Below are 24,034 nucleotides of genomic sequence, written 5' to 3'. Positions count from 1 at the left end.
AATTTGGCTTAGTGTGGAGGAAAAAATTTTGAAAACAAAAAAACATTTTCGGAAAAAACTAATCAGTAGTGCGCTAGCCGCGACGGTAATGATATCGTTTGGTGCAGTTGCAGCCGATATGACTAAACCCAAAGGCGCGATGGGAAGTGGAAACTTCAACTCTGGTCAGGCTAAAAGCAATCAGTTTTGGTGGCCTAATCAATTAGACTTATCACAACTTCGTGACCACGATTCTCGCTCGAACCCATTGGGTGAAAACTTTGATTACACCGCAGCGTTTAAAAAACTCGATCTTAAAGCTGTCAAAAAAGATATCGATGCATTATTGACTCAATCGCAAGACTGGTGGCCTGCAGACTTTGGTAACTATGGTCCATTTTTTATTCGTATGACGTGGCATAGTGCTGGTACCTACAGAACCCTTGATGGTCGTGGTGGCGGTGATGGCGGTCAGATGCGTTTTGACCCATTGAATAGCTGGCCAGACAATGGCAATTTGGATAAAGCACGACGGCTTTTATGGCCTGTTAAACAAAAGTATGGTGAGAATTTGTCATGGGGTGACTTGATGATTCTCGCTGGTAATGTTGCACTGGAAAATATGGGTTTTAAAACCTATGGATTTGCCGGTGGAAGAGCGGATGATTGGGAACCTGATTTAGTGTACTGGGGACCTGAGCTTGAAATGCTGGCAAGCGACAGAGAAGATCGCGATGGTAAATTGCAAAGACCGCTTGGCGCGACACATATGGGTTTAATTTACGTGAACCCTGAAGGTCCAAAAGGCAAACCTGATCCGAAAGGTTCGGCAAAAAATATCAGAGTAGCTTTTGGACGCATGGCAATGAATGACGAAGAAACAGTGGCTTTGATCGCCGGCGGACATACCTTCGGTAAAATGCATGGTGCACACAAACCGAAAGATTGTGTTGGCCGAGAACCCGGCGCTGAAGGTTTGGAAGCACAAGGACTTGGATGGAAAAACACTTGTGGTAAAGGCCACTCCGAAGATACCGTGACCAGTGGCTTAGAAGGGGCTTGGACCCAAGCACCCACCCAGTGGACTACTTTGTATTTATCAAACCTTTTAAACTTTGAGTGGAAGCAAACCCGTAGCCCTGCAGGTGCTATTCAGTGGATTCCTAAAGATGAGTCATTGCATACCGCAGTACCAGATGCTCATGTCAAAGGAAAACGAAATCCACCGGTGATGACGACTGCCGATCTTGCGTTAAAATTTGATCCAGAATACAAGAAAATCGCAGAAAGATTTCTAGCGAATCCTGATGAGTATCAATTAGCGTTTGCCAAAGCATGGTACAAATTGACTCACCGAGATCTCGGCCCAAGAAGTCGTTATCTTGGCAGCGAAGTGCCTCAAGAATTACTGATTTGGCAAGACCCGATACCTGCAGTTGACTTTAAGCTAGTCAGCAAAAAAGACATAAGCAGCTTGAAGAAGCAAGTGTTAAAGTCTGGGTTGTCAAATGCTGAGCTTGTTAGAACGGCCTGGGCTTCGGCTTCTAGCTTCCGAGCGAGTGATATGCGCGGTGGAGCCAATGGCGCGCGAGTCTCGTTAGCTCCCCAAAAAGATTGGGCGGTTAACAATCCCAAAGAGTTAAAGCGAGTTCTAGGTAAGCTTGAGAAAATCAAGAATGACTTTAACAAAAAAGCAAAAGGGAAAGTCAAAATTTCTTTGGCGGACTTAATTGTTTTGGCTGGCGCTGCAGCGATCGAAAATGCAGCTAAAGAGGCTGGTGTGACAGTATCAGTACCGTTTAAAGCAGGCAGGAACGATACAACACAAGCGCTTACTGATGTGACATCATTCAATTTACTGAAGCCTTCGGCTGATGCTTTTAGAAATTATTTTGATGCGAGTAGTAGCTATCGTTCACCGACAGAAATGCTTGTGGATAAAGCTGACCAACTTAACTTAACGGTTCCAGAAATGACTGTACTCGTTGGTGGGTTGCGTGCACTGGGTGCAAATAGTGGTGGAAGCAAACACGGCGTATTTACCGATAAACCAGGAACTTTAAGTAATGACTTCTTTGTCAACTTGTTAGATATGTCGTATCAATGGCGCAAGGCTAAAACTGACGGATTATACGAAGGCTTAGACAGAAAAACTGGCAAAGTGAAATTTACTGCAACGCCGGTGGATTTAGTCTTTGGTTCCAACTCTGAACTCAGAGCGGTTGCTGAAGTTTATGCTTATGATGATTCGAAAGAACGTTTCGTCAAAGACTTTGTTAGTGCTTGGACTAAAGTGATGAATCTCGATCGGCTTTAATTCAACAGTGTTATGATTGTAGGTGCCAGTTATTCTGGCACCTTTGCTAAATACTCGAAACGTACTTACTTTTCCGCAGCTCGATTGAGGCGATCGACGATATCATTCCAATCATCCGATAGCGGTGGCGCCTCAACCCAAATTTCATCAACGTTTTGATTATCGAGTTCATGCAGAACCGCATAAAAATCATGGCGATAATTTATGTGATTACTGGATAGTTTTGAAATAGTTTCAATGCCTTCCGGTGAGATATCTCCAGTAAAGACTAAAGCCGCTATTTTGATTAAAGCGTTTTTATTCCCATCTTTAATTTGCTCAAAAGTCTTTACTTTTACTTTTGCATTAGGACAGTAGTGAACTGCTTTGTTCCCGGAAACAGCTTGGGTATGGTGTTCCGGTGTAACAACTGGAATCGATAAATGAGTTTGAATTTGATCGGCAGAAATTGGCCCACTTCGTAGAATTTCTGCGTTTTTGTCGTTAATTCTCACAATAGTTGATTCGGTACCTACTCCGCATGGGCCCGCATCGAGTACTGCAGCTATTTTTCCATCGAGTCCGGCAAGCACATGCTCAGCAGTAGTGGGACTTAATTTTTGATACGGGTTTGCTGATGGAGCGGCTACAGCGAGATCGAACTCTCTTAAAAGTTTAAGCAGAACAGGTTGGTTTGGGACACGCAGTCCAATGGTATCCAGTCCGCCGGTAATGACAGAGGATACATGGTCGGCTTTGTCTAACAGTAAAGTGAGAGGTCCGGGCCAAAAAGCCTCGGCGAGTTGAAAAGCTTTTTCAGGGATATTTTTAGCCCACTGGTTGAGTCTATCAGCGCCCGGCATATGGACAATCAGCGGGTGGTTAGTTGGGCGATTTTTAGCTGCAAAAATTTTGTTTACCGCTTCAGGCTGGCGAGCATCCGCGGCAAGCCCGTAAACGGTTTCTGTTGGCACTGCAACTAGCTTCCCCGCTTTTAATAACTCTCCTGCTTCTTGAATATCCTCAGGAGTACTTGCTAGTAGTCGCTTGGTTATGATTGTATGCACGGCTTTAACTCGACCAAAATAGAACAGGCGTTATTTTAGCGCTTCAGTCAGCTTCTGGCGAGAAACAAGCGGAAAATTCGCTTCTTTTGATGACAGAAAAACGTTAAATTAGCGGAAATGCTTAACTAGCGATAAATAAGACAAGAGACTTTCTATCAATGAGACCGATAAATAAATCAATAACTTTGGCAGTGGCAGGGGTAGTTTTGACTTGCGCAACTGGTTTTGTACATGCTGAGCAAGTGCGACATTTTGCGGGCAAAGAGGTTGCAGACTATTCGCAGGCATTGGCGGTACTTAAGTCTCATAACCACCAATTGAAATTATTGCTCAGCCAAAAGCGTTTAACTAAAGCAGATCTAGAGCAAATTCATCAAATGACTTATACCATGGAAAATGCCTACCAAAAAATGCAGCAAGAACTTACCTCGACTGCCGAAGCGCTTGAAGCGTTGCATTTAGCTTCAGAAGGAGAGAGTTCCGAAAAAGCTCGTGAACTGGCGAAAAACTATGTTGTAAAAAGTGAGCAAGTTTTAATTACAGATTGATGGCTTCTTCAACTAAATTATATGAGTTAAAGAATGCTAAAGCGGCGATGCTTACCAAGCATGGGAAAGCATCGCTAATTAAACCGAGCTTGCACAAGTTCGGTATTGATATTGTCACCACAGAAGCGTTTGATACCGATTTGCTTGGTACATTTTCTGGTGAAGTCGAACGAACAATGACGCCACAAAATTGCGCTGCGCGGAAAGCACGTTTGGCGTGTGAGTTAACCGGACTAGAATTAGGCATCGGTAGTGAAGGCAGCTTTGGTGGTGGGCCTTATCCGGGGTTAGTGAACTGGGATACTGAAATAATTGTGCTCTATGATTCTCGATGGGACAAAGAAATAACCGCTGTAGTCTCGGGACCTTTTTCAGTTGGTAAGATTAAAACTGAGTCACTTGAGGATTTAAAAAAGCAAATAGCAAATCATTCTTCTCAACAGGCTTGGATTTTTCGAGGACCCGAGAAAAATCATAAGGGGTTGCAAAGCTTCCAAGCCGTTTATTCTGCTTTACAGGCTTCCGCGCTCATTGAAAATGATGAACTTACCGAGTCTCTGAGTCTTGAACCAGACTTACGAGCGATGCACTGCCCTGAGCGGCAAAACTATATTCGCCAAACTGCCGAGCAACTCGCACAACGGATACAGTCTTTGTGCCCTAGTTGTGCAATTCCTGATTTTTGGCCAACTGATGTTGAGCGAGGGTTAGCATGCCGTTCTTGTGGTCGCCCCACAAAAAGCATTAGAGCTAAAATTAGTGTCTGTTCTGAGTGCAATCATTCTGAGGTTGTTAACGTTGACAGAGAAGCGGCAGAGCCTGCTGAGTGTCAGTGGTGTAATCCCTAGAATGTAAATGTAAACTGATAGGTTGTGCGTTCGTAATTTCGCTACCACATACAAACTGTGAAGGAAAAGAATAAGACATCCCTAAATATTTCAACTTAGGGATGCAGTAATTGGTGGTGGGACGGGACGCGGGTTCAGTTCCCTAACTCGCAACCGAACAAGTCCATTAAATACCTACGATTAGCTATCGATATTTATGCCCCTAACCAGCCCTAATTAGCTTGATTTGATCCGTAGTTTTGAGCGTTCATGGTGGTTACCAAATAGTCCAACACAGGAGTTTTTATGACGGTAATACACATGAATCAGAGGCAGCTGGCCAATCGCTGGTGTGTTAGTGAAGCAACATTAGAACGCTGGCGTTCCGAAGGTATTGGCCCCCAATATTTGAAGCTTGGCGGGCGTGTTATGTATCGCGAGGTCGACGTTGAGGCCTATGAACAAGATTGTTTAAGGCTCTCAACGTCTCGAAAATTGCATCAAGGTTAGCTAACCAAAAATATGAAATAGTCCAACCAATGCAAAGGCAGCCGCTGCAAAAGCTCGGGTGACATTTAGAGGGATTTTCTTCATCAAATAGTCACCCGCAAATACGACTGGAACATTGGCGATCAGCATGCCAAGAGTGGTACCAATCGTTACCCAGATAACAGATTCAAACTGAGCTCCGAGAAGCACCGTCGCGATTTGAGTTTTATCGCCTATTTCAGCCAAGAAAAATAAAATAGTCGAAACCCAAAATGCGCCAAACTTGTCGAAACTATTATTTATGTCTTCATCTTTATCAGGAATTAATAGCCATAGTGCAAGAGCGATAAAGCTCCCTCCAATCAATATTTGCCCTAAGTTACTTTGTAGAAATTGTGCGAGCCAATTTCCGAGCCATGCTGATAGGCCATGATTAAGAATTGTTGCAGCTAGAATGCCGCCAATAATTGCCCACTTATTTCTGAATCTAGCAGCGAGAACAAGAGATAGAAGTTGGGTTTTATCACCAATCTCGGCGAGTGCTACAGTGAATGTTGAAGTAAGAAATGATTCCATTAATAGACTCCGGTGGGCAACTACAAACCAAAGGCAAACAACAGTCGCCCACCATTGGGACTGCTATTTACCTTAGGTCTTGCCAATACCGCTTTCGCGGTACGAAACTGCCATAAGCCATGAGGGCTCAAGTATGTTGACAGAATCTCTTGCCGGATGAAGAAGGCTACTCCCCTAAGACGCGATTACTATAACTCAAAACAAACAAAATTTGAATCTGAAAACTGTTCTGACGATTTAAACTGAGTGTCGGTCTTGGTTAACAATTCCATTAAACAGATTTACCAACTTGAGCTGGTCAACCCGGCTCACCGGTGTTTTGCCGATATTGGGATTGCCGACGACTACTGCCAGTGATTGTGCTCTCGATATAGCTACGTTAATGCGGTGCTTATCGAAGAGGAAGTCCAGCCCTCGGGGTGATTCACTGGCGTCGCTGGCACACATGCTCAAGAACACAATTGGGGCCTCTTGGCCTTGGAACTTGTCGACACTGCCCACTTTGGCTTGCTCGCCTAGCGCAGCGCGAAGTTTACTGACTTGATGGTTGTACGGCGCGACAAACAAGATGTCGTTCCAGTCGATGGGTCTAGTTTCTGGGGATGACTTTCCAGTTTGCTTTTTACCTGTGAAAAACGTCCTTCCAATCAAACTATTGGCAAGATCCTGGATGACTGCAACTTCCTCATCAGAGGCTTGTGTATTGCCTTCATGCTCCACCGGAACGAATAAAACTCCGGCATCAATTTTAAGCGGCCCTTCATAGCCTGAAGGTACTTCGATTATTCGTTCATCGTTAGATGGGTGTGATTCCAGTTTCCCCTCGTAAATATGCTCGCTGATAAACTGGTTGACCTTAGAGTGCATTCGATATGTTGTGCCCAAAAATACGCCCATGTCGTCTGGAATGGTCGGAGTTTCGTGTAAGAGGTAGTCCAGCACTGAAAGGCCGCTGTCGGCCGGGTGCGTGCCTTGTGAGGGCTGGCCTAACTGCATTTGGTCACCCATCAAAATAAGGTTGGTCGCGCTGCGGCTCATGGCGATCAGGTTTGCAACGGCAACTTGGCCTGCTTCATCGACAAACAGGTAGTCGAGTTCGCTCGCCAAATCTTCTCGAGCGAATCCCCATGCTGTTGTACCCACCACGCAAGCCGGTTGGATATGATTGACCAGCTCGTTGTTCTTTAGGATGGCAACGTCATAGTCAGCCAGCTCAGGCTCATTGTCTTTGGTGCATCCGAAGGTGGCTGAGATACCTTCCTCTTTGCAGTATTTTGCTGTACTCAATAACAGGTTGTTGATCGCCTTATGGCTATTACTGGCAATCCCCACTTTTGCACCGGACTTCATAAGCTCTGCGATAACATGCTTACCTGTATAGGACTTACCAGCACCGGGAGGTCCTTGGATTGTTAGATAGCTGCAATCCAGGTTGCTGATCGCATGAATGATTTGTTGGAGTCGTTCACCCGGATCGTGGCTGGGTGCGATAGGCCCTTCGGCGTGACCCTTTATGCGGGGTTTAGAGCGTGTCAGGAAATCAATGATGGCTGACTGGCCTGAACTTAGTTGCCCACTTTCATATTCGCTAACGCTCTGGTCGATGGCCTGTGGAATTGGATTTGGATTGACGTATTCGTCTGGTACTAAGGATACGACCGCTGGTGGTTCCTCTTTCGATTGTAGAACTACTAGACCATTTTCAAGATCGCTTTCCTCTCGGACAAAGGTAACTTTTGCGGTATTTCCGTCATCCGTTTCGACACCCAATAAATAGAATTGTTTTTGCGCGCCTTTAAATTCCTGCGTGGGATCAAATCGATATTCATAAGCCAGATTACGCGCTCTTGGCGTAGGCTTAAATGGTTCACGCTCTGTTCTTTCACAGCAGGCCAAACAATCTAAGTCGTCCATCAATTCAATGTGACTTAAGCCAAGTCTTTCAAATAAACGCCAGAATATGGGTTTCGCTTCTCGTCGATGAAACTCGAGCACCCATGCAAGGTTTTCAGTTAGTGCCGCTTTTCTTGGGTCGGACTCAAGCTCAGATAAAACCTGCTCAAGCAGACGATCACGCAGCTGCGTTCGTTCTGTTACTTCCTCTTTGACATCGGGTTCGGTGACTTCGGTTTTACCTAAATAACCGATGCCATGCTCGGCTTGCTGTTGTCGCAACCAATCGACAAGCTCCTGGGTTGAGTCACAATCATCAATGTTGTAATCCCTGATGTCGTTCAGAATTTTGGAAGTTTCCCAAGTGTCACCTTGTTCACCACGTGAGTGCAGCTCTCGCCATTGCTCATAAACCACAACCGAGTCACCACCATTGCCAACTTCAGTTTCACGCTTTCCGCGATAAAGGTGTTCTACATTCTTGATTGAATACCGAGGCTCTCCCAGAAGGACGCCGCCTTTAACGATTTTGTAGAGGTCAACGAACACCTCATTGCGAAGCAACTGGTCTACTTCGTATTCGCACACGCCGTAACGGCCCATCAATTTTCGGCAGGCTGCGATTTCATAATTGGCGTAATGGTATATATGCATCTTTGGGTCTTGCTGCCAACGCTGGTATACCCATTGAATAAAATCTTGGAAGCACTGTTTTTCCTGTTCCGGATTGTGAGCCCAGAAGTCTTTAAATTGTCGATTTCCTTGTTCATCAAAATATGTGTTTCCCCAAAGGTACTCCAAGCCGCCTTCATCAAGTGGATAGCCTTCTATATCGAAGAACACATCAAGCGGTGAGTGTGGCGGGAGTAATGCTAAACCTGATTTTTCATTGGGCGCAGGCGTAATGATTTCGAATCGTGGAATGGCATTGCCTGCACTTTGTTTTTGGATTTTTGCCTGAGCTTTCAGCTTCTCAAGAACTATCGTGTTAATGCCTGGCACATATTCGATGTCGGTCGTCGCCAGTTCTTGCATCGTATTGATGCCAGCTTGATTCAACTTCTTGATTTGGCCTTTGGTGATAGTCGCCACCTGAAATAAGTGGTCTTTTTCAATCATTAGAGATTCAGCGTAATTACTCCAATCGGCCCAATTTTTAGAATCGGCAGGATCTGGTCGATTGTCTGGCGAGTAGTTACTGTGATCGTGTAAGAATGATGCTTTCAGAGTTTGGTAATAATAAAAATAGTCACTCGTTCTGAGTCGCTCATTTTCGCCATTGCCTAAAGCTACCGTTATAAACTCTGGCAGGCACCCCTGTATGGATTCGAGCATTTGCGCATAACAACACAGCTGGATGACAAAGGTCGGCTTCAACTTGTTGGCGAGTTTGGTGTCCCACACTTCGTAATGCCAATCACCGAGACTGCTCTTGTTTTTAGAAGGAGAGCTAGACTCGGTTTCATGTCTTACCTTAACCAGAAAGTCTGCATAGCCACCAAAAGGTGGTAGCTCTAATCGGGCTTGTACAATGACATCAGCTCCTTGGCGCATCGCTGCAAGCGTATTGGTGTGCTTTTCATCAGACGATTCACCTTCGATTTTAACTACATTGAGGCCTTGCTCAATAAAGGCTGCCTCCAACGCATCCTCATGCTCATAGCCCTTTTGTGCGAGGGAGCTCATCAAAGCATCGGCAGGGTCTTTTTCTGGCGCCTGAACAGGATGCTCAATGGAAAACCTGTCCATCCAAGAGGCAAATGGGCTCTCCATGTACCGGGTCAGGTCTGAGGGGGAGAAATGAAACTGTCCGTGTTGTTTATACATATTTGCTTGACTTGATTGTTCTTTTTAGTAGTTATTATTACATAGAAAGTAGCTAATGATGATCGCTCTAGAGCGCAGTTGCTAAGCAAGGAGGCCTAGGCACCAAGCCTTTGCTGAAGGTTTAATCTCTTATTGTCCATCCTTCTTGAGTCCTTCAATCATTCAAATATAGTTAATTAATAGCTCGGTGTGGGTTAATATTGTTACCTTTAGGTGCAATAACGCCCCTTTATCGTATACCTTTGCGGTAACTGATGCTCGTAAATACAGAGGTTCGAAGAATAAAGCTTGTTGGCACAAAGATTGAAAACAGGAAGTGTTACTAATAGAAATTGAGGAAATGAGATGGCGTTATTGAGATACGCTAACTTAGGAGTTCACCGGCCAGACATCATGCTTAGTAAAGCGGTGAGTGGACTAGGTGAGTTTTATAAGTATTTAGACACCACTCGAAAATACCTAGAAAGCACCAAGGCTGTGAAAGCGATAGCTTGGGAAAAACTAGATGATGCTAAAAATGGAGTATGGGTACAATTAGTTGAGCCAGCTGATAACTGTGGTGATTTCGAAAAGAACTTAAAGCTCTTTTTAGATGAAAGTACTGACACTGTTTACGAAGCAAGTCCTGCGAGATGGAAAGCTGTAGGCAGTGCTGCTAGGGAATGCCCAAATTGTAGAAGTCACGGCAAGCCTAAAATGGCGTATGCGACTGAGGAGCATGCGGACGAAATTGCGAGTGAATTAGGAAATGGGCTGTCGTCGTATGAATGTCCAGACGGTTACGGTTGGCATTTGACAGGGAAATCGCAAGGCAACGTGGGGTTCAATAAATCCAACGCAATTTCAGTTCTGGACAGAAATATAGAAAACGATAGCTTGTTATTGGATCGTTTACCTGACCATGACTATTTGGTTATTCGCCCAAACACATACCAGTTAAAGTGCCAGATAAATGCATTACAAAGCTTACAAGACACCCCTTCTATTCACCATCTTCCGCTATTGAGGCTGTTTGAAGGTAAGGATCATGCTAGGTGGCCGATTGTTCCTTATGATGAGCACTTATTTAGCGATGAATACTATGTTCTTACTGATGGTGCAAGAGAGGGAACATCTCAGCAGCGTGAGTTTGTAAATACTGCGCTTAATACACCAGACTTTGCCTTCCTTGAGGGCCCTCCTGGATCGGGCAAAACTACAGCAATTTGCGAACTGATCCTTCAATTCATAAAGCGAGGTAAGAGGATCTTGCTTTGTGCATCCACCCATGTTGCTGTTGACAATGTTCTTGAGCGAATAATGTCTGAGGAAAACATGTTTCGCGATATGGTTTTACCTGTGCGGATCGGAGATAAATCAAGCGTTTCTCAAAAGGCAAAGCCATGGCAATTGGAAGAGTTTGTTAAAACTGAACGCACGAGATTGCTAAAACATCTTCAGCAGCAAGCGAACATTTCAGTTAGTCAGAAGTTACTCAAAAGCAAGGTCGGTGAAGGTAAACATATTGTTGAACGTCTTGTTCTTGAGGCGGCGAATCTAGTTTGCGGGACGACTATTGGCTTGCTTCAGCATCCTGATATCAAAAACAAACAGTCAACATCGCCAATCTTCGATGTGATGATTATTGATGAAGCATCAAAAACAACGTTCCAAGAGTTTTTGGTGCCAGCGGTACTTGCCAAGCGTTGGATCATGGTGGGAGACCCAAAACAGCTTTCACCTTATGTTGATGATGAAGCTACCGAAGTAAATTTGCAGCCATGTTTACAGGATAGTTATCAGCGAGAAGCATGCGCAGATGTTTTCTCTGCTCGACAAATTAATATTCAGAAACGAGAAGTATCCTTAGTTTGCACTGACGATGATAAGACAATTGAATTTTATCATCAGCAAGCAAAGGCCAAAAATGTATTGGTTGCATCATCTAAAGGACCGAAGACAGATCTCCCTTACGCATCAGTAGTCCTTGGTTCGTCAGCGTTCATCGCTCAGAATGCTAATCACCTTCCCCTAGATTTGACGACCATAAGGGGGCTGCCTGCGTTACCGAAAAAGTTAGAAATGCGACTTGCAGCGCATTCGAGATTAACTCGTACAAAAATCAAGACCGAGTCCGATAGCTGGGAATCTCAGTTAGCGTGGCGACTGGCTCGCATGTACGAACAGCGCCTAAATACAGAATCTAACGGAAGTTTTAAAACTGCTAACAAGTTAGAGGAAGATATCAAAGCGCTACTACCATTTGACTCAGAAAAAGATACGTTCACTGCAATAGACAGGGTTCGTAGGATCGCACTGCCTTCTATTCTTGAATCACTGCAAGTTGGATTTGAACGAACAGAGTATCAGAAACAAGGCACCGCTCTGTCTGATGGACTTCCAGCCAGTGTTTTGGATCAACGACAAATAAGGCTTAGTTACCAGCACAGGATGCATCCAGACATTGCCGAGTTTTCCCGAGTACATATATACCATGAAAAAGCACTGCAAAGCCCTGATGGCCAGGCTGAAAAGCGGGACTGGGGATACCGAAACGGCTCACATCGTTGTATATGGCACGATGTTAAAGGTCGAAAAGGCAAAGAAGGTGAAATCACCGCTGAAGTAGAAGAAATATTAAAAGAGTTAAGTCGCTTTGATTCATGGGCAAAATCAAACCCACATGTTGAGAAAAACCAACAAAAGCCTTGGGAAGTTGCTGTTTTGGCTTTCTATCGGGCGCAAGAGCGAGCTATACGTCGAGCTTTACGAAAGTGGACGGGAAATCATCACGGAGTAAGGCATTTCTATCGAGGTGAAAAATCCTCACCGTATATTGATATTCAGATTTGTACCGTAGACCGTTTTCAGGGGCATGAGGCTGACTTTGTCATGCTTAGTTTCGCAAATAATCATCCCACGAGTTTTCTCGAAAGTCCAAATCGCTTGAATGTGGCAATTACGAGGGCCAAGCATCAGCTCATTGTGTACGGAAACCGCCCTGCAATGCAAAAGGCATCGGGTGTGTTAGGTACTTTTGCCAGTAATTCTTACTGGTCTACAACAATCGAGACTGAATCACAGGAGGCACTATGAGCCAGGACATCATACTAAAACGAGAAATTAAGACTGAAAGTTGGCTCATACAGGGTGAAATCGCGCTGGCAGATAGCCGTCCAGAAATTAACTGCGTGCTGCAATTTCTTCAAGATCATCCGAATGCGAGCTCTGCTGAGTGCTCCGAGCATTTATTTGGAGACAAAATCGGACGTCGTGTCGTTGCTGATAGGTTACTAAATATATGTCGGCTATATGGACTTGCTGAGTCTAGTCGAGACCAATACAAGCTCACTGAATCAGGAACGACTGCTCTTGAGAAAGATCAAATCCTAGTACCAGAAGATGGATGTTGGAGCATTAGCGTTTGTAATGAGCCTTTATTGCCTCATCCACTTCTTACTATTGAAGCGCACACAGAGCCCAGTGCAGCGTCAATCGGACTTGGAAAAAACAGAAACGAGCTAAATGAAAGAGCAAAGCGACTCGTTGAGGTTCCTCAACTAGTCAAAGACGTTTGCGGCCTGAAGGTTGAACCAATAGGTGGTGGTTCGGAAGTACGCGTTGACAAAATTGAGCTCAAAGGTGAGCGCATCTCACCTCAAGTAAAACCGTATTACATCGAGTGGAATGTGACTGATGGCAGTGTCGATGTGAAGCGCGGAAAGGATCTTGTATTTTCACGTCGGGTTGAACCAATCAGTCGTCAGCAAGTTTTGAAAGTACTTCTGCATAGTGAGGGCTTGCTTGAACAATGGGATGAGCAAACTGAAATCTTGTCAGTGGTTTTCGAAAATACTACTGAATCTGAGCGAATTAATATGAAGCGCTCGGTAAGCGTAAAAAGACCATCTGTTCACAAGTTGGGCTCGTTTGATGCGATGAAGTTACACAATATTTCTATATCAGCATTGACTGAATTAGATGCTAAAACGTGGGCTGAATGGAGATTAGAGAAAAATATCAATATGTATGCCACTAATAGCAAGTACCAAGTTTGGAGAGAAAAAGCACTCGAACCTTTTAAAAGTTGGAATTTCACACTACCTGATAGGGCTGAGTTGGCAAATCAGTTTTGGACTGAAGAAGACCAGCAAAATCAGCATGCCTGGCATGTCATTGCAGCCCATGATTGGAACCTATAAGGAATAATAGTGATGAATTTAATTGAAAAGTTTACTAAGACTGAAACTAAGATTGTTGATCAATCAAATACCAAGTTGCCCCCTGTGCTTTTGCCTGTTTTACCTAAACAGGTATCTGATCCGCAACCTATTAATAGCTCTTTGTTCTGCAATGAGCTGCAATCAAGAGTTGTCGAATTAATCGATAATGCTGAGCACTCGGTTATTCTTAGTACGTTTTTACTTGCTGATGAGAATGTCGAATCTGCTGTCCTAAAAGCTGCAAAGCGCAAAGTTCGTGTGTACATACTATTGGCATGTGAGACTCGTCTTGATGGCGATGTGCCTGACGATGACTTTGGTAAGAAGTGTCTTGTGCAGCATAAGGAAATGTTAAACAAATTGTCTGGACATGTTCACTTTGCATCTGCGCCGCATTTCCACGCAAAAGCCGTTGTTATAGACGCATTACATGAAACTGGTAATGCTAAAGGGTTGCTTTTAACGGCAAACCTTACAGAAGAAGCACTTTTACGAAATGAAGAGCTGGGGGTCGCGCTTTCACGCCATCAAATAGCTGAGATCGTGAATGTGTTCCGTTGGGCAATCTTCGAGAGTGCGCAGCACCATATGACAAGCCGTGGTGAATTCTCAGCATATAAGTCGCCGGGCAATGTCAGATATCCAAGGGAATTAACTGAAATACTGGTCACATCGAGTGAAGACGCTCGAATTAGGGAACACGCATTAGCGTTGATCAATCAAGCGGAAAATGAACTCATCATATCGAGTTTTGGATGGCAAGAGGACCATCAGCTTGTAAAAGCAATATGTGAACGTGCGAAGTCGGGGCTAAAAGTCACCATTCTATCTCGCCAAAGACCCGCAGCCATGCCAGCGTTGCTGGCTATGAAACAGGCTGGTGCATCGGTGATGTGTTTTAAATGGCTACATGCCAAAGCGATTGTAGTAGATGGAATGCATGGCATGGTGATGTCGGCCAATTTTCAAGCGCATGGTATGGATCAAGGCTTTGAGTTAGGCGTAAAACTCACCGGTACTCAGGTAAAAGAGCTGATGAACTGCTTAGATATGTTTTTAACTAATAGCCACAATGAATTGAGCATCGACATGAGTCTAGGGATGATTTCTGGTGGTTTTGAAGCTTGGGAAAATAATACATTCAAGAGGTACTCAGTCAGCGAAGTAGACATTGTTGAGTTATCACCTATAAAAGCAGATTGTTTGTCTGATATGGATAAGCACCCAAAAATACCCAATGCAAACTGGCGGGAAAAAACATCGCACAAGATTGAGTATAAATGGCGTATAGAGCCGCCAGTTATCACTAACGCCAGTCCAGAGTATTTCAAACCTTTAACGGCTAAGGATGAAACTTCTAAGAAGCAGGATTCAGGATCGCCTAGAGAGAGTTATGAGCCAAAGGTTGTTCGACTGACAAAAAAACAGTTAGCTATTACAGTTCGTCAAGAATACGAACTTGCCATGGCAAAAAGGCTGAAGCAAAGTGAATTGCCAAACGCCCGAATTATATTGGAGGCGTAACTTTGGATAACAAAAACACACTGCTTTGTTGGCACTCAAAAAGAGCTGGGGTTGAGGTATTAGACGAAGCGTTAAAGCGGCTTAAGAATCGTAAAGTTTATGTTGGCAAAGTAATTGTTCTTACTCAGTCAGCTGGGGATAACAGTCTGTACAAAGAGCATGAATTTGGCGATATACAGATTACCTTTCGAACTGTAGCTATCGAGAACCCAGCTGATCACAACGAAATTTATCAAGCAATAGAGTCTGAGATTATTCCAGAGCTAAAGCTTGAACAGAATCTTCATATCAATGTATCGCCGGGAACTCCGGCGATGCATGCGGTTTGGTTGATTCTTCATGCTCGGGGGCATTTTCCACGCGAAACAATCCTCTGGTCATCACAATATAACCCCGATACCAAAAGAACCAGCATTGCCAAAGTTGATTTCAGTGTAAATACGTATTTGGCAGAGATCTCTGCTATTTCAAGTTCAGAGGGCGGTTACGCCCTTTACGATTTAGACCCTAAATCAAAAGCAAGGCAGGATGCATTACAAACGTTAAAGCAGTTCTCTTGTGTTCCCAAAGCTCCGTTACTTGTACTGGGTGAACGTGGTACAGGGAAAACGAGGCTAATTGAAACCGTTGTCGGTAAGGTAAAGCAAAAGCAGGTTGTTACGCTTGCATGTGGAGGACTAGATTCTCAAGTGGTTGATAGTATGTTGTTTGGCCACGTAAAAGGTGCCTTCACTGGGGCGGAAAAGGATCGCAATGGGCTTTTGAAAGAAGCAAATGGAAAAGTTTTGTTTTTGGATGAGATTCAAGATTTACCAACTTCGGTTCAGCGAAAGCTGGTTCGAGTGCTTCAAGATAACCATCACAGTTTTCGCCCTGTTGGAAGTGACACTGAGGAAGCATCTGACTTCGAGCTAGTTTGTGCGAGTAATAAATCACTTGAGCAATTGGCAACGATACTCGATGCTGATTTCTTTGATCGTGTATCCATGCTCACAATAACAATCCCTCCACTTCGTGCATGCAGAGAAGATATTCTGTCGGATTGGCAAAGAATCTGGCAGGAAGTTAATGTTAACCCCAACCTGCCTGCGGAAGCTCCGGTGTCAAATGAATTAATCCAGTTTTTTAACTCGGCATATTTACCAGGTAACTTACGTGACCTAAAAAAGCTGGCATACATGTCTTGTGCGTTTTTGAGCTCACAAACTACAGAGTCGGCAATCTCTAGCTCATTAGCTTCGTTGGGCGAGCCTGTTATCCAGGAGGATAGTTCTGACACTAGGTTTGCATTTGGTGATTTATCCAAGACAACTAAGGATGAGTTAACGAAAGCGTTTCATAAGGAATTCGCAACAGCAGCCAAAAAGCAATTCGGAACATGGATTAAAGCCGCAGAAGCATTGAAGGTGGATCAAAAGACTCTACAGAAGTACATGAGGGAATATTGAGTACTAACTTTTTTAGGCTTGGAAAAACGGCAAATTAGTAAACATCTCAAAATGATAGGTATTTAAAATACTTAACTGTAAGTTTGAAATTGTCACGATAGTTAAACCTAGGGTTTAACTATCGCTGTGATTTTAAACTGTGAGCCTTGTACGTTGATCGGTCCAAAGCCTAGGGGGATCAACCGCCAAATCAAACAGAGTCACGGTTGGCGGCAATTGGTCGTCCAGTATGGCTTCTACGATATCCGGTGCAAGGGTCGTCAGGTTGACCATTCGGCTGACGTAGCTGTTGTCGATGCCTTCCTTCTCGGCAATTTCCCTAAGTGATTTAACTTGGCCAGTTTCCAGCATTGCAAGCCAGCAATGACCTCTGGCCAATGCAAGTTGCAGAGGCGTAGGATCTGTGTCCCATGGTCTGGGTTCATGGGTTTTACCATCGGGTAAGGTAATCAGTTGTCGCCCACTTCTGCGTTTTAGACTGATGGGGACCGATATGCTGAGTTTGCCATTACTGGCTTCGAAGACGCTTGGATCGCCAGATTGGCTCATTTCGATTTTAAATCCGCTTCCCTTACTCATGCGACCACCTCCTGCTTAGCTGAGTCTGTAATTTCTAGCGCGAGGCGTTCAACACCGTTTTCCCATAGTCTGATATCAATATTGTCGGGCTTAACAATGATCTTCTCGATCAACAGTTTGATAATCCGAGATTGTTCGTCGGGGAATAGTTGCTCCCAGACATTATCGATTTTATTGAGCGCGACAGTGACCTGAGCTTCATCAATCTCGTGGCCCTGCTGATTGGCAATCGATGCAACCTGCTGAGTAATGGGCGGTGCTTTGAGAATCCCTCTGATTTGCTCGACTACGGCCGATTCCAATTCAGCGGCGGGTATTCTCGGTAAGCCTGAGGCGCCAGAATATTCTTTGGTATCGCGGGTGCTAATGTAATAGCGGTATCGCCTGCCGCTTTTCTTTTTGGTTGAACTCCATGTTGTAAGCGCTCGACCATCTTCAGCGAAGACCATCCCCTTGAGAAGAAATGGGATCTTTGCGCGGGTGTAGTTGCCGCGTTTGTGCCCATTGATCGATAGTATTGAGTGAACGTCATCCCAAAGTTTTTGGTCAATGATGGCGTCGTGCTTGCCTTCGTACCACTGCTCTTTGTGTCTAAGCTCGCCAAGGTAGGTGCGGTTATGAAGTAGTTTGTAGATGAGACCTCTGTCGATTGGTTTTCCGGGCCGAAATCGACCGTCCTGTGTTGTCCAGGATTTACTGGTGGCACCTTCCAGTCGAAGCTCTTTATACAGCAGCGTTGTTGAGCCGATTTCCGTAAAGCGTTTGAAAACTTGTTGTACCAACTTGGCTTCTTTGGGATTGATCACAAGACAGCGATCTTTGACATCGTAACCAAGAGGAGGAATTCCTCCCATCCATAAACCTTTCTTCTTACTAGCGGTGATCTTATCGCGGATCCTCTCGCCAGTTACCTCTCTTTCAAATTGGGCGAATGACAGCAGAATATTCAGCATCAGCCTGCCCATTGAGTTGGTGGTGTTAAATTGCTGGGTGACCGAGACGAATGATGTGTTATGGCGTTCGAATACCTCAATCATTTTGGAGAAGTCGGTAAGGCTTCGCGTCAGTCGGTCAATTTTGTAAACCACAACGACATCGATTTTGTCATCCTGTATGTCTTTAAGTAGGCGCTTCATTGCCGGGCGGTCCATATTGCCACCGGAGTATGCGGGATCGTCGTAGTCATCCTCGACAGGTATCCAACCTTCAGCGCGCTGGCTGGCAATGTAGGCATGGCCCGCATCGCGTTGCGCATCGATGGAGTTGTAATCTTGGTCCAACCCTTCATCAGTTGATTTGCGTGTATAGACTGCGCAGCGAAGTCGTTTTTTAATTTGCTCTGACATTACTTTTTACCTCACTTCGTTTTCTTGTCGTACATTGCTTTCCTCAAACCAAAGAACAGTGGTCCTGACCACCGGGTGCCGGTAATTTCTCTAGCGATAACTGAAAGGCTTTTATAAATTCGGCCTTCAAACTCGAACTGACCATCATGGGTGACAGTGACCTTGTGCTCTTTTTCTTGGTAAATCCGGCTTAATACTGTGCCGGGGATGGGCTGAGGATAACGGTCACGAAGTGGCTTTTTGCCTGTATTGATGATGGCACTGATACGGCGATCATTTTTCTCTGCAAGGTTTTGATGCGCTCGCCTAAACTCGACTTCTTGTAGCCGATATGCCAGGCGCTTTTCTAGAAATGACCGAATATGAGTTGGTGGTTCTTTACGGTACAGCTGACGCCATAAAGATTTAATCTCGTCCATACTCATCTCCGATAGTTGCGTTATCTGCGCAACGGCCGAAGTGGATGGTTCGAATACGATATCTGAGCTCATTTTGCCTCCGAAGTGTTGGTGTTCTCTGGTTCACCATGAACGCTTCGGTAGCCAGACATAGCAAGTGAAATGTCGCTATCTGAGTCCAATAATTGCGATTTATTCGAGGCTGGCGCTCTCAGTCGAATTAGGCCGTTAGCTATGATATGAGCGACTTCCTGTATGCGCTTTTCAGGAGCCATTCGCTTGGGAGATAAAGGGTTTGTTTGCTGCATTTGCTTACCACTCTGAATGTTCAAAACACTGTTGAACATTTTGTTTTTAGAGTGGCGAAATGGCCATCAGGTAAATTAGGACTGGTGCGGGCTATTGATGGCAATGACGAGTGAGGTGATAATTAATTTATATTTCAGGTCGCTAGAAATTGTTAATGAGTTTTTTTCGGTGGACAGAGTCACCGTAAAATTGTCTTAAATAGGAAACTGCGACAGATTTATCAATAGGGACTTTAATGAAATTGATGCTTTGGCCAGATGCTAACTGCCAAGGATTGTTATCTGTAATTGTGCAGTCATCCCCCCAGTCAGGATAATAAAAGCTACCTTCCTCACAGCTTGAGTAGCGCGATAGGTATGCGGTCATTTGATAAAGGTCATCACGTTTTGGGCTCATCCATGGGGCATCCCCAAGGCGTTTATATTTCGCATCCCCAATTGAAGCGGTGTTCCCGTTTATATTGAAAATATAATCTGGTAACAGCTTTCCAAGTTGATATTTTCCGCTCTTGTCAGTCAGCAAGAATTTGTCACCTTCGCGGGTCCCGTGTAGCACATCAATATTAATTAATGCTTCGCGCAAAACACTGAGAATATAAATTTCCCAAAGTTCGGCAACATCAACAAGAAGAGTTGAGCTTTTGTTTTCATCAGATTTTTCTGATATCCCTTTGTTCTTTAAAATATCTAAACTGACCCTAGTTAAAGGGATATATGCTTTTGCAATCGAGCCCAGTCTCGCCCCCTTTATATCTCTTGTTTTCGGAATTGGTGAATGCCTAGGAGTGGCATCTATCATTTGCTGAAGTCTGAGCCCTATTGTTTCTGGTAGCCAGTTGAGTAGATTGTGCTTGGGAAACCATCGCTGTATTTCGAAATAGGCAAGGACGACGGTTGTGGTTATAGGGTTGTTAATTTCCTTATGTGATGAAATTGACGCTATCTTAGACGGATCCTTGATCCTTGCTTTAATAGTCCTCTGAACATCAATCCGACCTCGCGATATTGCTGAGGTGTGAGCTTTGTTAATTTTAACTGCAGGTACAGTATGTTTTGCAGCTTTGGCTAGGAGATTAAGCCATAACATTGCTTGTAGTAAATGAATGAATTTCTCCCCTGAAGAAAAAGATGCATTAGTTTCTACAGGGATAAAATTATTTAGCGGAATATTGTCTGCGACAAACTTCAAGCCAAACCTTGGGTGGATTTCAATTGACACACCTTCGTAATGAAGAGAGCCAATAAACCTACCGGTCCACCATTTCCCAAAATGATCACAATATACAATCGGTTCATCTTCGAAGGTTTTATCGGATAGCTTGAAAAGATGAGAGTCTTCGATGCGTGCCTTGGCCAGTTTTGTAAGCCAGCTTTTTGCTTGCTCTATAGCATTTTTGCCTTTGCCAAAATAGGCTGTGGCAAATTCATCGATATTTATGGGTGAGCAATCTTTTAGCATTTTAAGGTTTGAACGCTTCTTTCAGTTTTTTCATGATTTGTGCTTGCGCTCGGTTATCAACACCGGATAGATACTCTTTGAGTAATGGGTATAATGACAGGCGCCATAGTTTTTCTATTGGTTCTCGCCATCCGCCTTTTGCTGTAAATAGGAAGCTATTTGGGCTTCTAGAGTAAGGTTGTAAAAATTGGTATAGAAATGGAACTGACTCTATAAAGAAGACATGACCCAAGACAAAATCATCACCTAGCTCGTCTTCATTTTTAATCGTATTATTCAATGAATTTGCAGCATCAACTAATCGCTCGAAATCCGATTCAACGACATCCCAATTAAAGCCTTTATTGTCCCAAGAAAGACTGTCCCATTTAAACTTACAGATCTCAAGTAAGGCTTCAGCATTGTAGCTTGCTTCTACCCATAGAAATCTTCTTCGTAGAGCAAAATCTAACTGTTCAACGGAATGATCAATCAAGTTCATTGTGCCAATAATGTAAAGGTTGTCAGGGATATTTAGCTGTATGGTCTTTCCATCACTTTCTCCGAGAAGGTCTATTGGCTCCCCGCGATTTTCCAAGGCACTAAAACATTCACCGAACAGGCGGCTGAGGTCTACCCTGTTTATTTCGTCCAGAATTAATACATGCGGAAGATCTGGTTGTTCAGACATACTATCTAAAAGCCTAAGTAGATAGCCTTTTTTATAGAAGGTGTTGCCGCCTTCAAATTGAAGCCCTCTAATAAAATCTTCGTAGCTATAAGCAGGGTGTAATTGGAGGCGATGAATGTTGTTGTCTAGTGCTCTAGATAGCATTTCTTGACCTTCATCTTGCAAAATTGGCGCACCAATATCCTTTGCCATGCGATACCGAATTATTTCTTCAGAGAGTTGTTTGGCAGTATATGTTTTGCTTGTTCCGGGAGGGCCATACAAGACAACTTGCTTTTTATATTCAAGCAACTCTGTGTCAAGATCGGGGATCACGCCAATGCTTGATGAATCCCAGAAGGATGCTAGCTCTTTATCATAAAAATTTGTCCTTTTTCCTCTGATCTTTTCAAGTTGATTGCTAATCACTCTTATCTTTTGATCAGTGAGGTGGCTTGGCTCTTCTTCATTCCATTCTTTGCTAACTTCGTTTTCTGAAAAAAAACTAGAAAAAACCTGTGTTATTTTCCACTTCTGTGTCGAGCTGATTATCGGCTCATAATATTCTGGAAATAAGAGGTAGAGTAAGACATGCCTGCACTGTGGTGATCTTCCATTAGAAACACTGTCTAGGAAGTTTTGAAATCGAAAGTTTCCTTCGCTTTTGCTTAGTAGTGAATCTCGTTCATCTGGTGATTTAGCGAACCATTCTTTAAAAACGTCGATGAGGTAAAAAATTTCTTTTTGTTTGTTAGTGTTGAATCCCATGCCGCCACTTCCAATTCCTCCGCCGAGCATTGCATTGCTGCTAATGTTGAAGTTGTCAATTGAAAGATTTAACTCTCTGGCTATCGAGTTATCACTGCCAAGGAGTTCTTTTAATGCGTTCTTTTTTGTGTTTCTTGAAATATTGGAAGGAAAAACGTAATACAAGCTTAAGAGCTCAAACATGAGTGGAAGCAATAATTTCCTCTCTTCCTCTGATATCCCGGAAACTGTGTTTGAGGACTCTTCAATCTGTATCGAAATCTTTTTTAAAAAGCTTTCTTTTCCTTCTTTTAGGTTTGCATTGACTGCCTTGTGTAAGTTTTTAAAATTTTGATGGGTCCAAAGGATACTTTCGGAGTCGTTGATTGAGCCACCAGAAAGAAGTGTTTCCTTTAATCGCTCGCTAAAAAGTTCAATTGATTCATTCATGTTGGCTCTCTTATTTTTCTAGCTAATCATAACCTAATATGGATTCTGCCCGTTGTTAATAAAGTTGGTGTACGAATCAGTAAGCAACTCATCATCTTCATTGAAGTCATCTGGGTCACTGTATCCACCTGCGTCACCAAGCACTAATATGGTTAAGGTCTTGCCGTATTCTTCTGAGTAGATGCTGTGCTCAATAACTTCCTCATTCGGAAACCAAATTCCAGGGCCATGCTTAACACCATTTCTTGCTTCTGTTGAATACTGCTCTTGTGCTGCTAATGAGAACTCAGGTACCTCTACACAGTCTTGCTTGGTCGCGAAGTAACGGCCAGAGCTATAAGCACTGCCGCTAGATTTAGACCAATGCATAAAGCCTTCTTCTGATAGCAGGCCGATGGCGCGCTTCTTAGTGAAGTCGAGCCATTTCAAAACAGCCGCCGTGAGTGATACGCCATAGCGGTCGGCGCAATGCTGCATTAAATCGATACTAAACTTTTGACCGTCAGCCTGTGCTCGAAAATCATTGTTAGGCATTAACAGATTGGCAGCAAAGGCATTAGCTTCTGCTTCGATGTCGATACCTTGCTGGTTTTCATCCAGCATGTCTTTTTCGCCGCACTGAAATTTGGTTTTGCTTAGAGATTGTCGGTGGACCATGTAGTGGCCCAACTCATGGGCCTTAGTAAAGTTAGTACGGCCAGGGTGAACCACATCCGTATTGTAAAAGATGGCCCACTCATCTTTGGTTGGATGCTTTACTAGCATTCCGTCTACAGAGTTCCCAATGCTGTTTCCAGTAACGGCGGTAATAGGATCTCTGTTGAATTCAGGGGTTAGTTCTAAAGCTACTTTCTCCACATCTACAGGAAATCGATCAGTGCCGTTTAGCCCCAGATCCAAGAATTTTGTTACTCGGTTTGCCTCTTTTTGAGGGGACTTTTTATCCGGCACTACTTTTTGCTCCATGCATCAATCATATCCATAATTCGTTTTTGGTCATCTTCGTCTAGCTGGCCTAGCTTACGGAAATACATCTCTTTTGTGAGTCCTTCACTTATTTCAGTTTGCTCATTGTCGAGCAGGTAATCGGTGGTTACATCGAGTTCTTTTGCAATGGCAGCTAATTTTTCAGCAGATGGACGTTTCACGCCTTTATTCTCGATCTCCCAGATGTAGCTTTTACCTGAGCCTATTTTCTCCGCAAGTTGTTCTAATGTAAGGCCTTTTTGTTTGCGGAGCTCTTTAATCTTGGCCCCTAATACGTTGGCCACGGCAGTGCCTCCTCAGTGAATGGTGTAAAAAGTTCATTATAGACTTACTTTTTTTACTTGAAAAGAAATATAAGCGCCCATATTATATGAGTTCGCTATCTTGAACTTTCTGTAGTTGAGTACAGAGAGTTTGCCGTTTATCACTTATATT

The 24,034-nt window shown here is 43.9% G+C and carries 19 protein-coding genes and 1 riboswitch; of the genes, 8 read left to right on the top strand and 11 right to left on the bottom strand.

Annotation, left to right across the window (positions count from 1 at the left end; translation table 11 throughout):
* Positions 1-118 precede the first annotated feature (118 nt).
* Entirely contained in the window at positions 119-2,296 is a 2,178-nt protein-coding gene (gene katG, locus FLL45_RS16860) for a catalase/peroxidase HPI (RefSeq protein ID WP_185964525.1), read from the top strand.
* 65 nt (positions 2,297-2,361) lie between these two features.
* Here the strand turns inward: katG and FLL45_RS16855 are convergent, their stop codons facing one another.
* Complete coding sequence (locus FLL45_RS16855) at positions 2,362-3,342, bottom strand: L-threonylcarbamoyladenylate synthase (protein WP_246075855.1); 981 nt, start codon at positions 3,340-3,342, stop codon at positions 2,362-2,364.
* A gap of 158 nt (positions 3,343-3,500) precedes the next feature.
* Between FLL45_RS16855 and FLL45_RS16850 the strand changes: the two genes are divergently transcribed.
* The 3 genes from FLL45_RS16850 to FLL45_RS16840 all read left to right on the top strand — a co-directional run bounded on the left by FLL45_RS16850 (position 3,501) and on the right by FLL45_RS16840 (position 5,227).
* Entirely contained in the window at positions 3,501-3,890 is a 390-nt protein-coding gene (locus tag FLL45_RS16850; protein WP_142943254.1) for a DUF6746 family protein, read from the top strand.
* Positions 3,890-4,738 carry a DUF6671 family protein gene (locus FLL45_RS16845; RefSeq protein WP_142943253.1) on the top strand — a complete coding sequence of 283 codons (849 nt, stop codon included), beginning with the start codon at positions 3,890-3,892 and terminating at the stop codon, positions 4,736-4,738. Before FLL45_RS16850 ends, FLL45_RS16845 begins: the two co-directional genes overlap by 1 nt.
* A gap of 285 nt (positions 4,739-5,023) precedes the next feature.
* Positions 5,024-5,227, top strand: a complete 204-nt coding sequence (locus tag FLL45_RS16840; protein WP_142943252.1) for a helix-turn-helix transcriptional regulator — start codon at positions 5,024-5,026, stop codon at positions 5,225-5,227.
* Here FLL45_RS16840 and FLL45_RS16835 read toward each other — a convergent pair whose 3' ends face one another.
* Together FLL45_RS16835 and FLL45_RS16830 are read right to left on the bottom strand one after the other, a co-directional pair.
* Complete coding sequence (locus tag FLL45_RS16835; RefSeq protein WP_142943251.1) at positions 5,228-5,782, bottom strand: TMEM165/GDT1 family protein; 555 nt, start codon at positions 5,780-5,782, stop codon at positions 5,228-5,230. It lies immediately after the preceding gene.
* 84 nt (positions 5,783-5,866) lie between these two features.
* Positions 5,867-5,969: riboswitch (yybP-ykoY riboswitch) on the bottom strand.
* 50 nt (positions 5,970-6,019) lie between these two features.
* Positions 6,020-9,448, bottom strand: coding sequence for a TM0106 family RecB-like putative nuclease (locus FLL45_RS16830; protein ID WP_210247221.1), 3,429 nt, complete (start codon positions 9,446-9,448; stop codon positions 6,020-6,022).
* A gap of 399 nt (positions 9,449-9,847) precedes the next feature.
* Here FLL45_RS16830 and FLL45_RS16825 point away from each other — a divergent pair, with 399 nt between their 5' ends.
* Genes FLL45_RS16825 through FLL45_RS16810 form a run of 4 tightly spaced genes read left to right on the top strand, consistent with a single transcriptional unit; the run spans position 9,848 to position 16,676 of the window.
* Positions 9,848-12,577, top strand: a complete 2,730-nt coding sequence (locus tag FLL45_RS16825) for a DEAD/DEAH box helicase family protein (RefSeq protein WP_142943249.1) — start codon at positions 9,848-9,850, stop codon at positions 12,575-12,577.
* Positions 12,574-13,683 (top strand): hypothetical protein, encoded by a 1,110-nt coding sequence (locus FLL45_RS16820; RefSeq protein ID WP_142943248.1) that lies wholly within the window; start codon positions 12,574-12,576, stop codon positions 13,681-13,683. Before FLL45_RS16825 ends, FLL45_RS16820 begins: the two co-directional genes overlap by 4 nt.
* 12 nt (positions 13,684-13,695) lie before the next feature.
* Positions 13,696-15,228, top strand: coding sequence for a phospholipase D-like domain-containing protein (locus FLL45_RS16815; RefSeq protein WP_142943247.1), 1,533 nt, complete (start codon positions 13,696-13,698; stop codon positions 15,226-15,228).
* Between the two features lie 2 nt (positions 15,229-15,230).
* On the top strand, positions 15,231-16,676 hold the full coding sequence (locus FLL45_RS16810) for a sigma-54-dependent transcriptional regulator (protein WP_142943246.1): 1,446 nt from the start codon (positions 15,231-15,233) through the stop codon (positions 16,674-16,676).
* A gap of 132 nt (positions 16,677-16,808) precedes the next feature.
* Here FLL45_RS16810 and FLL45_RS16805 read toward each other — a convergent pair whose 3' ends face one another.
* The 8 genes from FLL45_RS16805 to FLL45_RS16770 form a co-directional block, all read right to left on the bottom strand.
* Positions 16,809-17,255 carry a LacI family transcriptional regulator gene (locus FLL45_RS16805; protein ID WP_142943245.1) on the bottom strand — a complete coding sequence of 149 codons (447 nt, stop codon included), beginning with the start codon at positions 17,253-17,255 and terminating at the stop codon, positions 16,809-16,811.
* Entirely contained in the window at positions 17,252-18,601 is a 1,350-nt protein-coding gene (locus FLL45_RS16800) for a recombinase family protein (RefSeq protein WP_142943244.1), read from the bottom strand. Before FLL45_RS16800 ends, FLL45_RS16805 begins: the two co-directional genes overlap by 4 nt.
* 11 nt (positions 18,602-18,612) lie before the next feature.
* Positions 18,613-19,092, bottom strand: coding sequence for a DUF2924 domain-containing protein (locus tag FLL45_RS16795; protein WP_142943243.1), 480 nt, complete (start codon positions 19,090-19,092; stop codon positions 18,613-18,615).
* Positions 19,089-19,307 carry a hypothetical protein gene (locus FLL45_RS16790; protein ID WP_246075854.1) on the bottom strand — a complete coding sequence of 73 codons (219 nt, stop codon included), beginning with the start codon at positions 19,305-19,307 and terminating at the stop codon, positions 19,089-19,091. Before FLL45_RS16790 ends, FLL45_RS16795 begins: the two co-directional genes overlap by 4 nt.
* Positions 19,308-19,449: 142 nt before the next feature.
* On the bottom strand, positions 19,450-20,766 hold the full coding sequence (locus FLL45_RS16785) for a 5-methylcytosine restriction system specificity protein McrC (protein ID WP_142943241.1): 1,317 nt from the start codon (positions 20,764-20,766) through the stop codon (positions 19,450-19,452).
* Between the two features lies 1 nt (position 20,767).
* Positions 20,768-22,612 (bottom strand): McrB family protein, encoded by a 1,845-nt coding sequence (locus tag FLL45_RS16780; protein ID WP_142943240.1) that lies wholly within the window; start codon positions 22,610-22,612, stop codon positions 20,768-20,770.
* A gap of 33 nt (positions 22,613-22,645) precedes the next feature.
* On the bottom strand, positions 22,646-23,470 hold the full coding sequence (locus FLL45_RS16775) for an ImmA/IrrE family metallo-endopeptidase (RefSeq protein ID WP_246075853.1): 825 nt from the start codon (positions 23,468-23,470) through the stop codon (positions 22,646-22,648).
* A 92-nt stretch (positions 23,471-23,562) separates the two neighbouring features.
* Positions 23,563-23,883, bottom strand: coding sequence for a helix-turn-helix domain-containing protein (locus FLL45_RS16770; RefSeq protein ID WP_142943238.1), 321 nt, complete (start codon positions 23,881-23,883; stop codon positions 23,563-23,565).
* Positions 23,884-24,034 lie beyond the last annotated feature (151 nt).

Origin of the sequence: Aliikangiella marina (assembly GCF_007004765.1) — a bacterium.
GTDB classification, from domain to species: domain Bacteria; phylum Pseudomonadota; class Gammaproteobacteria; order Enterobacterales; family Kangiellaceae; genus Aliikangiella; species Aliikangiella marina.
Note: the sequence above shows the minus strand (reverse complement) of the source record. Positions and strands in the feature narration are given on the sequence as shown.

Coding starts and splice junctions, on each gene's coding strand:
- katG (WP_185964525.1), top strand. CDS start 119: ATGACTAAACCCAAAGGCGCGATGGGAAGTGGAAACTTCAACTCTGGT.
- FLL45_RS16850 (WP_142943254.1), top strand. CDS start 3,501: ATGAGACCGATAAATAAATCAATAACTTTGGCAGTGGCAGGGGTAGTT.
- FLL45_RS16845 (WP_142943253.1), top strand. CDS start 3,890: ATGGCTTCTTCAACTAAATTATATGAGTTAAAGAATGCTAAAGCGGCG.
- FLL45_RS16840 (WP_142943252.1), top strand. CDS start 5,024: ATGACGGTAATACACATGAATCAGAGGCAGCTGGCCAATCGCTGGTGT.
- FLL45_RS16835 (WP_142943251.1), bottom strand. CDS start 5,782: ATGGAATCATTTCTTACTTCAACATTCACTGTAGCACTCGCCGAGATT.
- FLL45_RS16830 (WP_210247221.1), bottom strand. CDS start 9,448: ATGGAGAGCCCATTTGCCTCTTGGATGGACAGGTTTTCCATTGAGCAT.
- FLL45_RS16825 (WP_142943249.1), top strand. CDS start 9,848: ATGGCGTTATTGAGATACGCTAACTTAGGAGTTCACCGGCCAGACATC.
- FLL45_RS16820 (WP_142943248.1), top strand. CDS start 12,574: ATGAGCCAGGACATCATACTAAAACGAGAAATTAAGACTGAAAGTTGG.
- FLL45_RS16815 (WP_142943247.1), top strand. CDS start 13,696: ATGAATTTAATTGAAAAGTTTACTAAGACTGAAACTAAGATTGTTGAT.
- FLL45_RS16805 (WP_142943245.1), bottom strand. CDS start 17,255: ATGAGTAAGGGAAGCGGATTTAAAATCGAAATGAGCCAATCTGGCGAT.
- FLL45_RS16800 (WP_142943244.1), bottom strand. CDS start 18,601: ATGTCAGAGCAAATTAAAAAACGACTTCGCTGCGCAGTCTATACACGC.
- FLL45_RS16795 (WP_142943243.1), bottom strand. CDS start 19,092: ATGAGCTCAGATATCGTATTCGAACCATCCACTTCGGCCGTTGCGCAG.
- FLL45_RS16790 (WP_246075854.1), bottom strand. CDS start 19,307: ATGCAGCAAACAAACCCTTTATCTCCCAAGCGAATGGCTCCTGAAAAG.
- FLL45_RS16785 (WP_142943241.1), bottom strand. CDS start 20,766: ATGCTAAAAGATTGCTCACCCATAAATATCGATGAATTTGCCACAGCC.
- FLL45_RS16780 (WP_142943240.1), bottom strand. CDS start 22,612: ATGAATGAATCAATTGAACTTTTTAGCGAGCGATTAAAGGAAACACTT.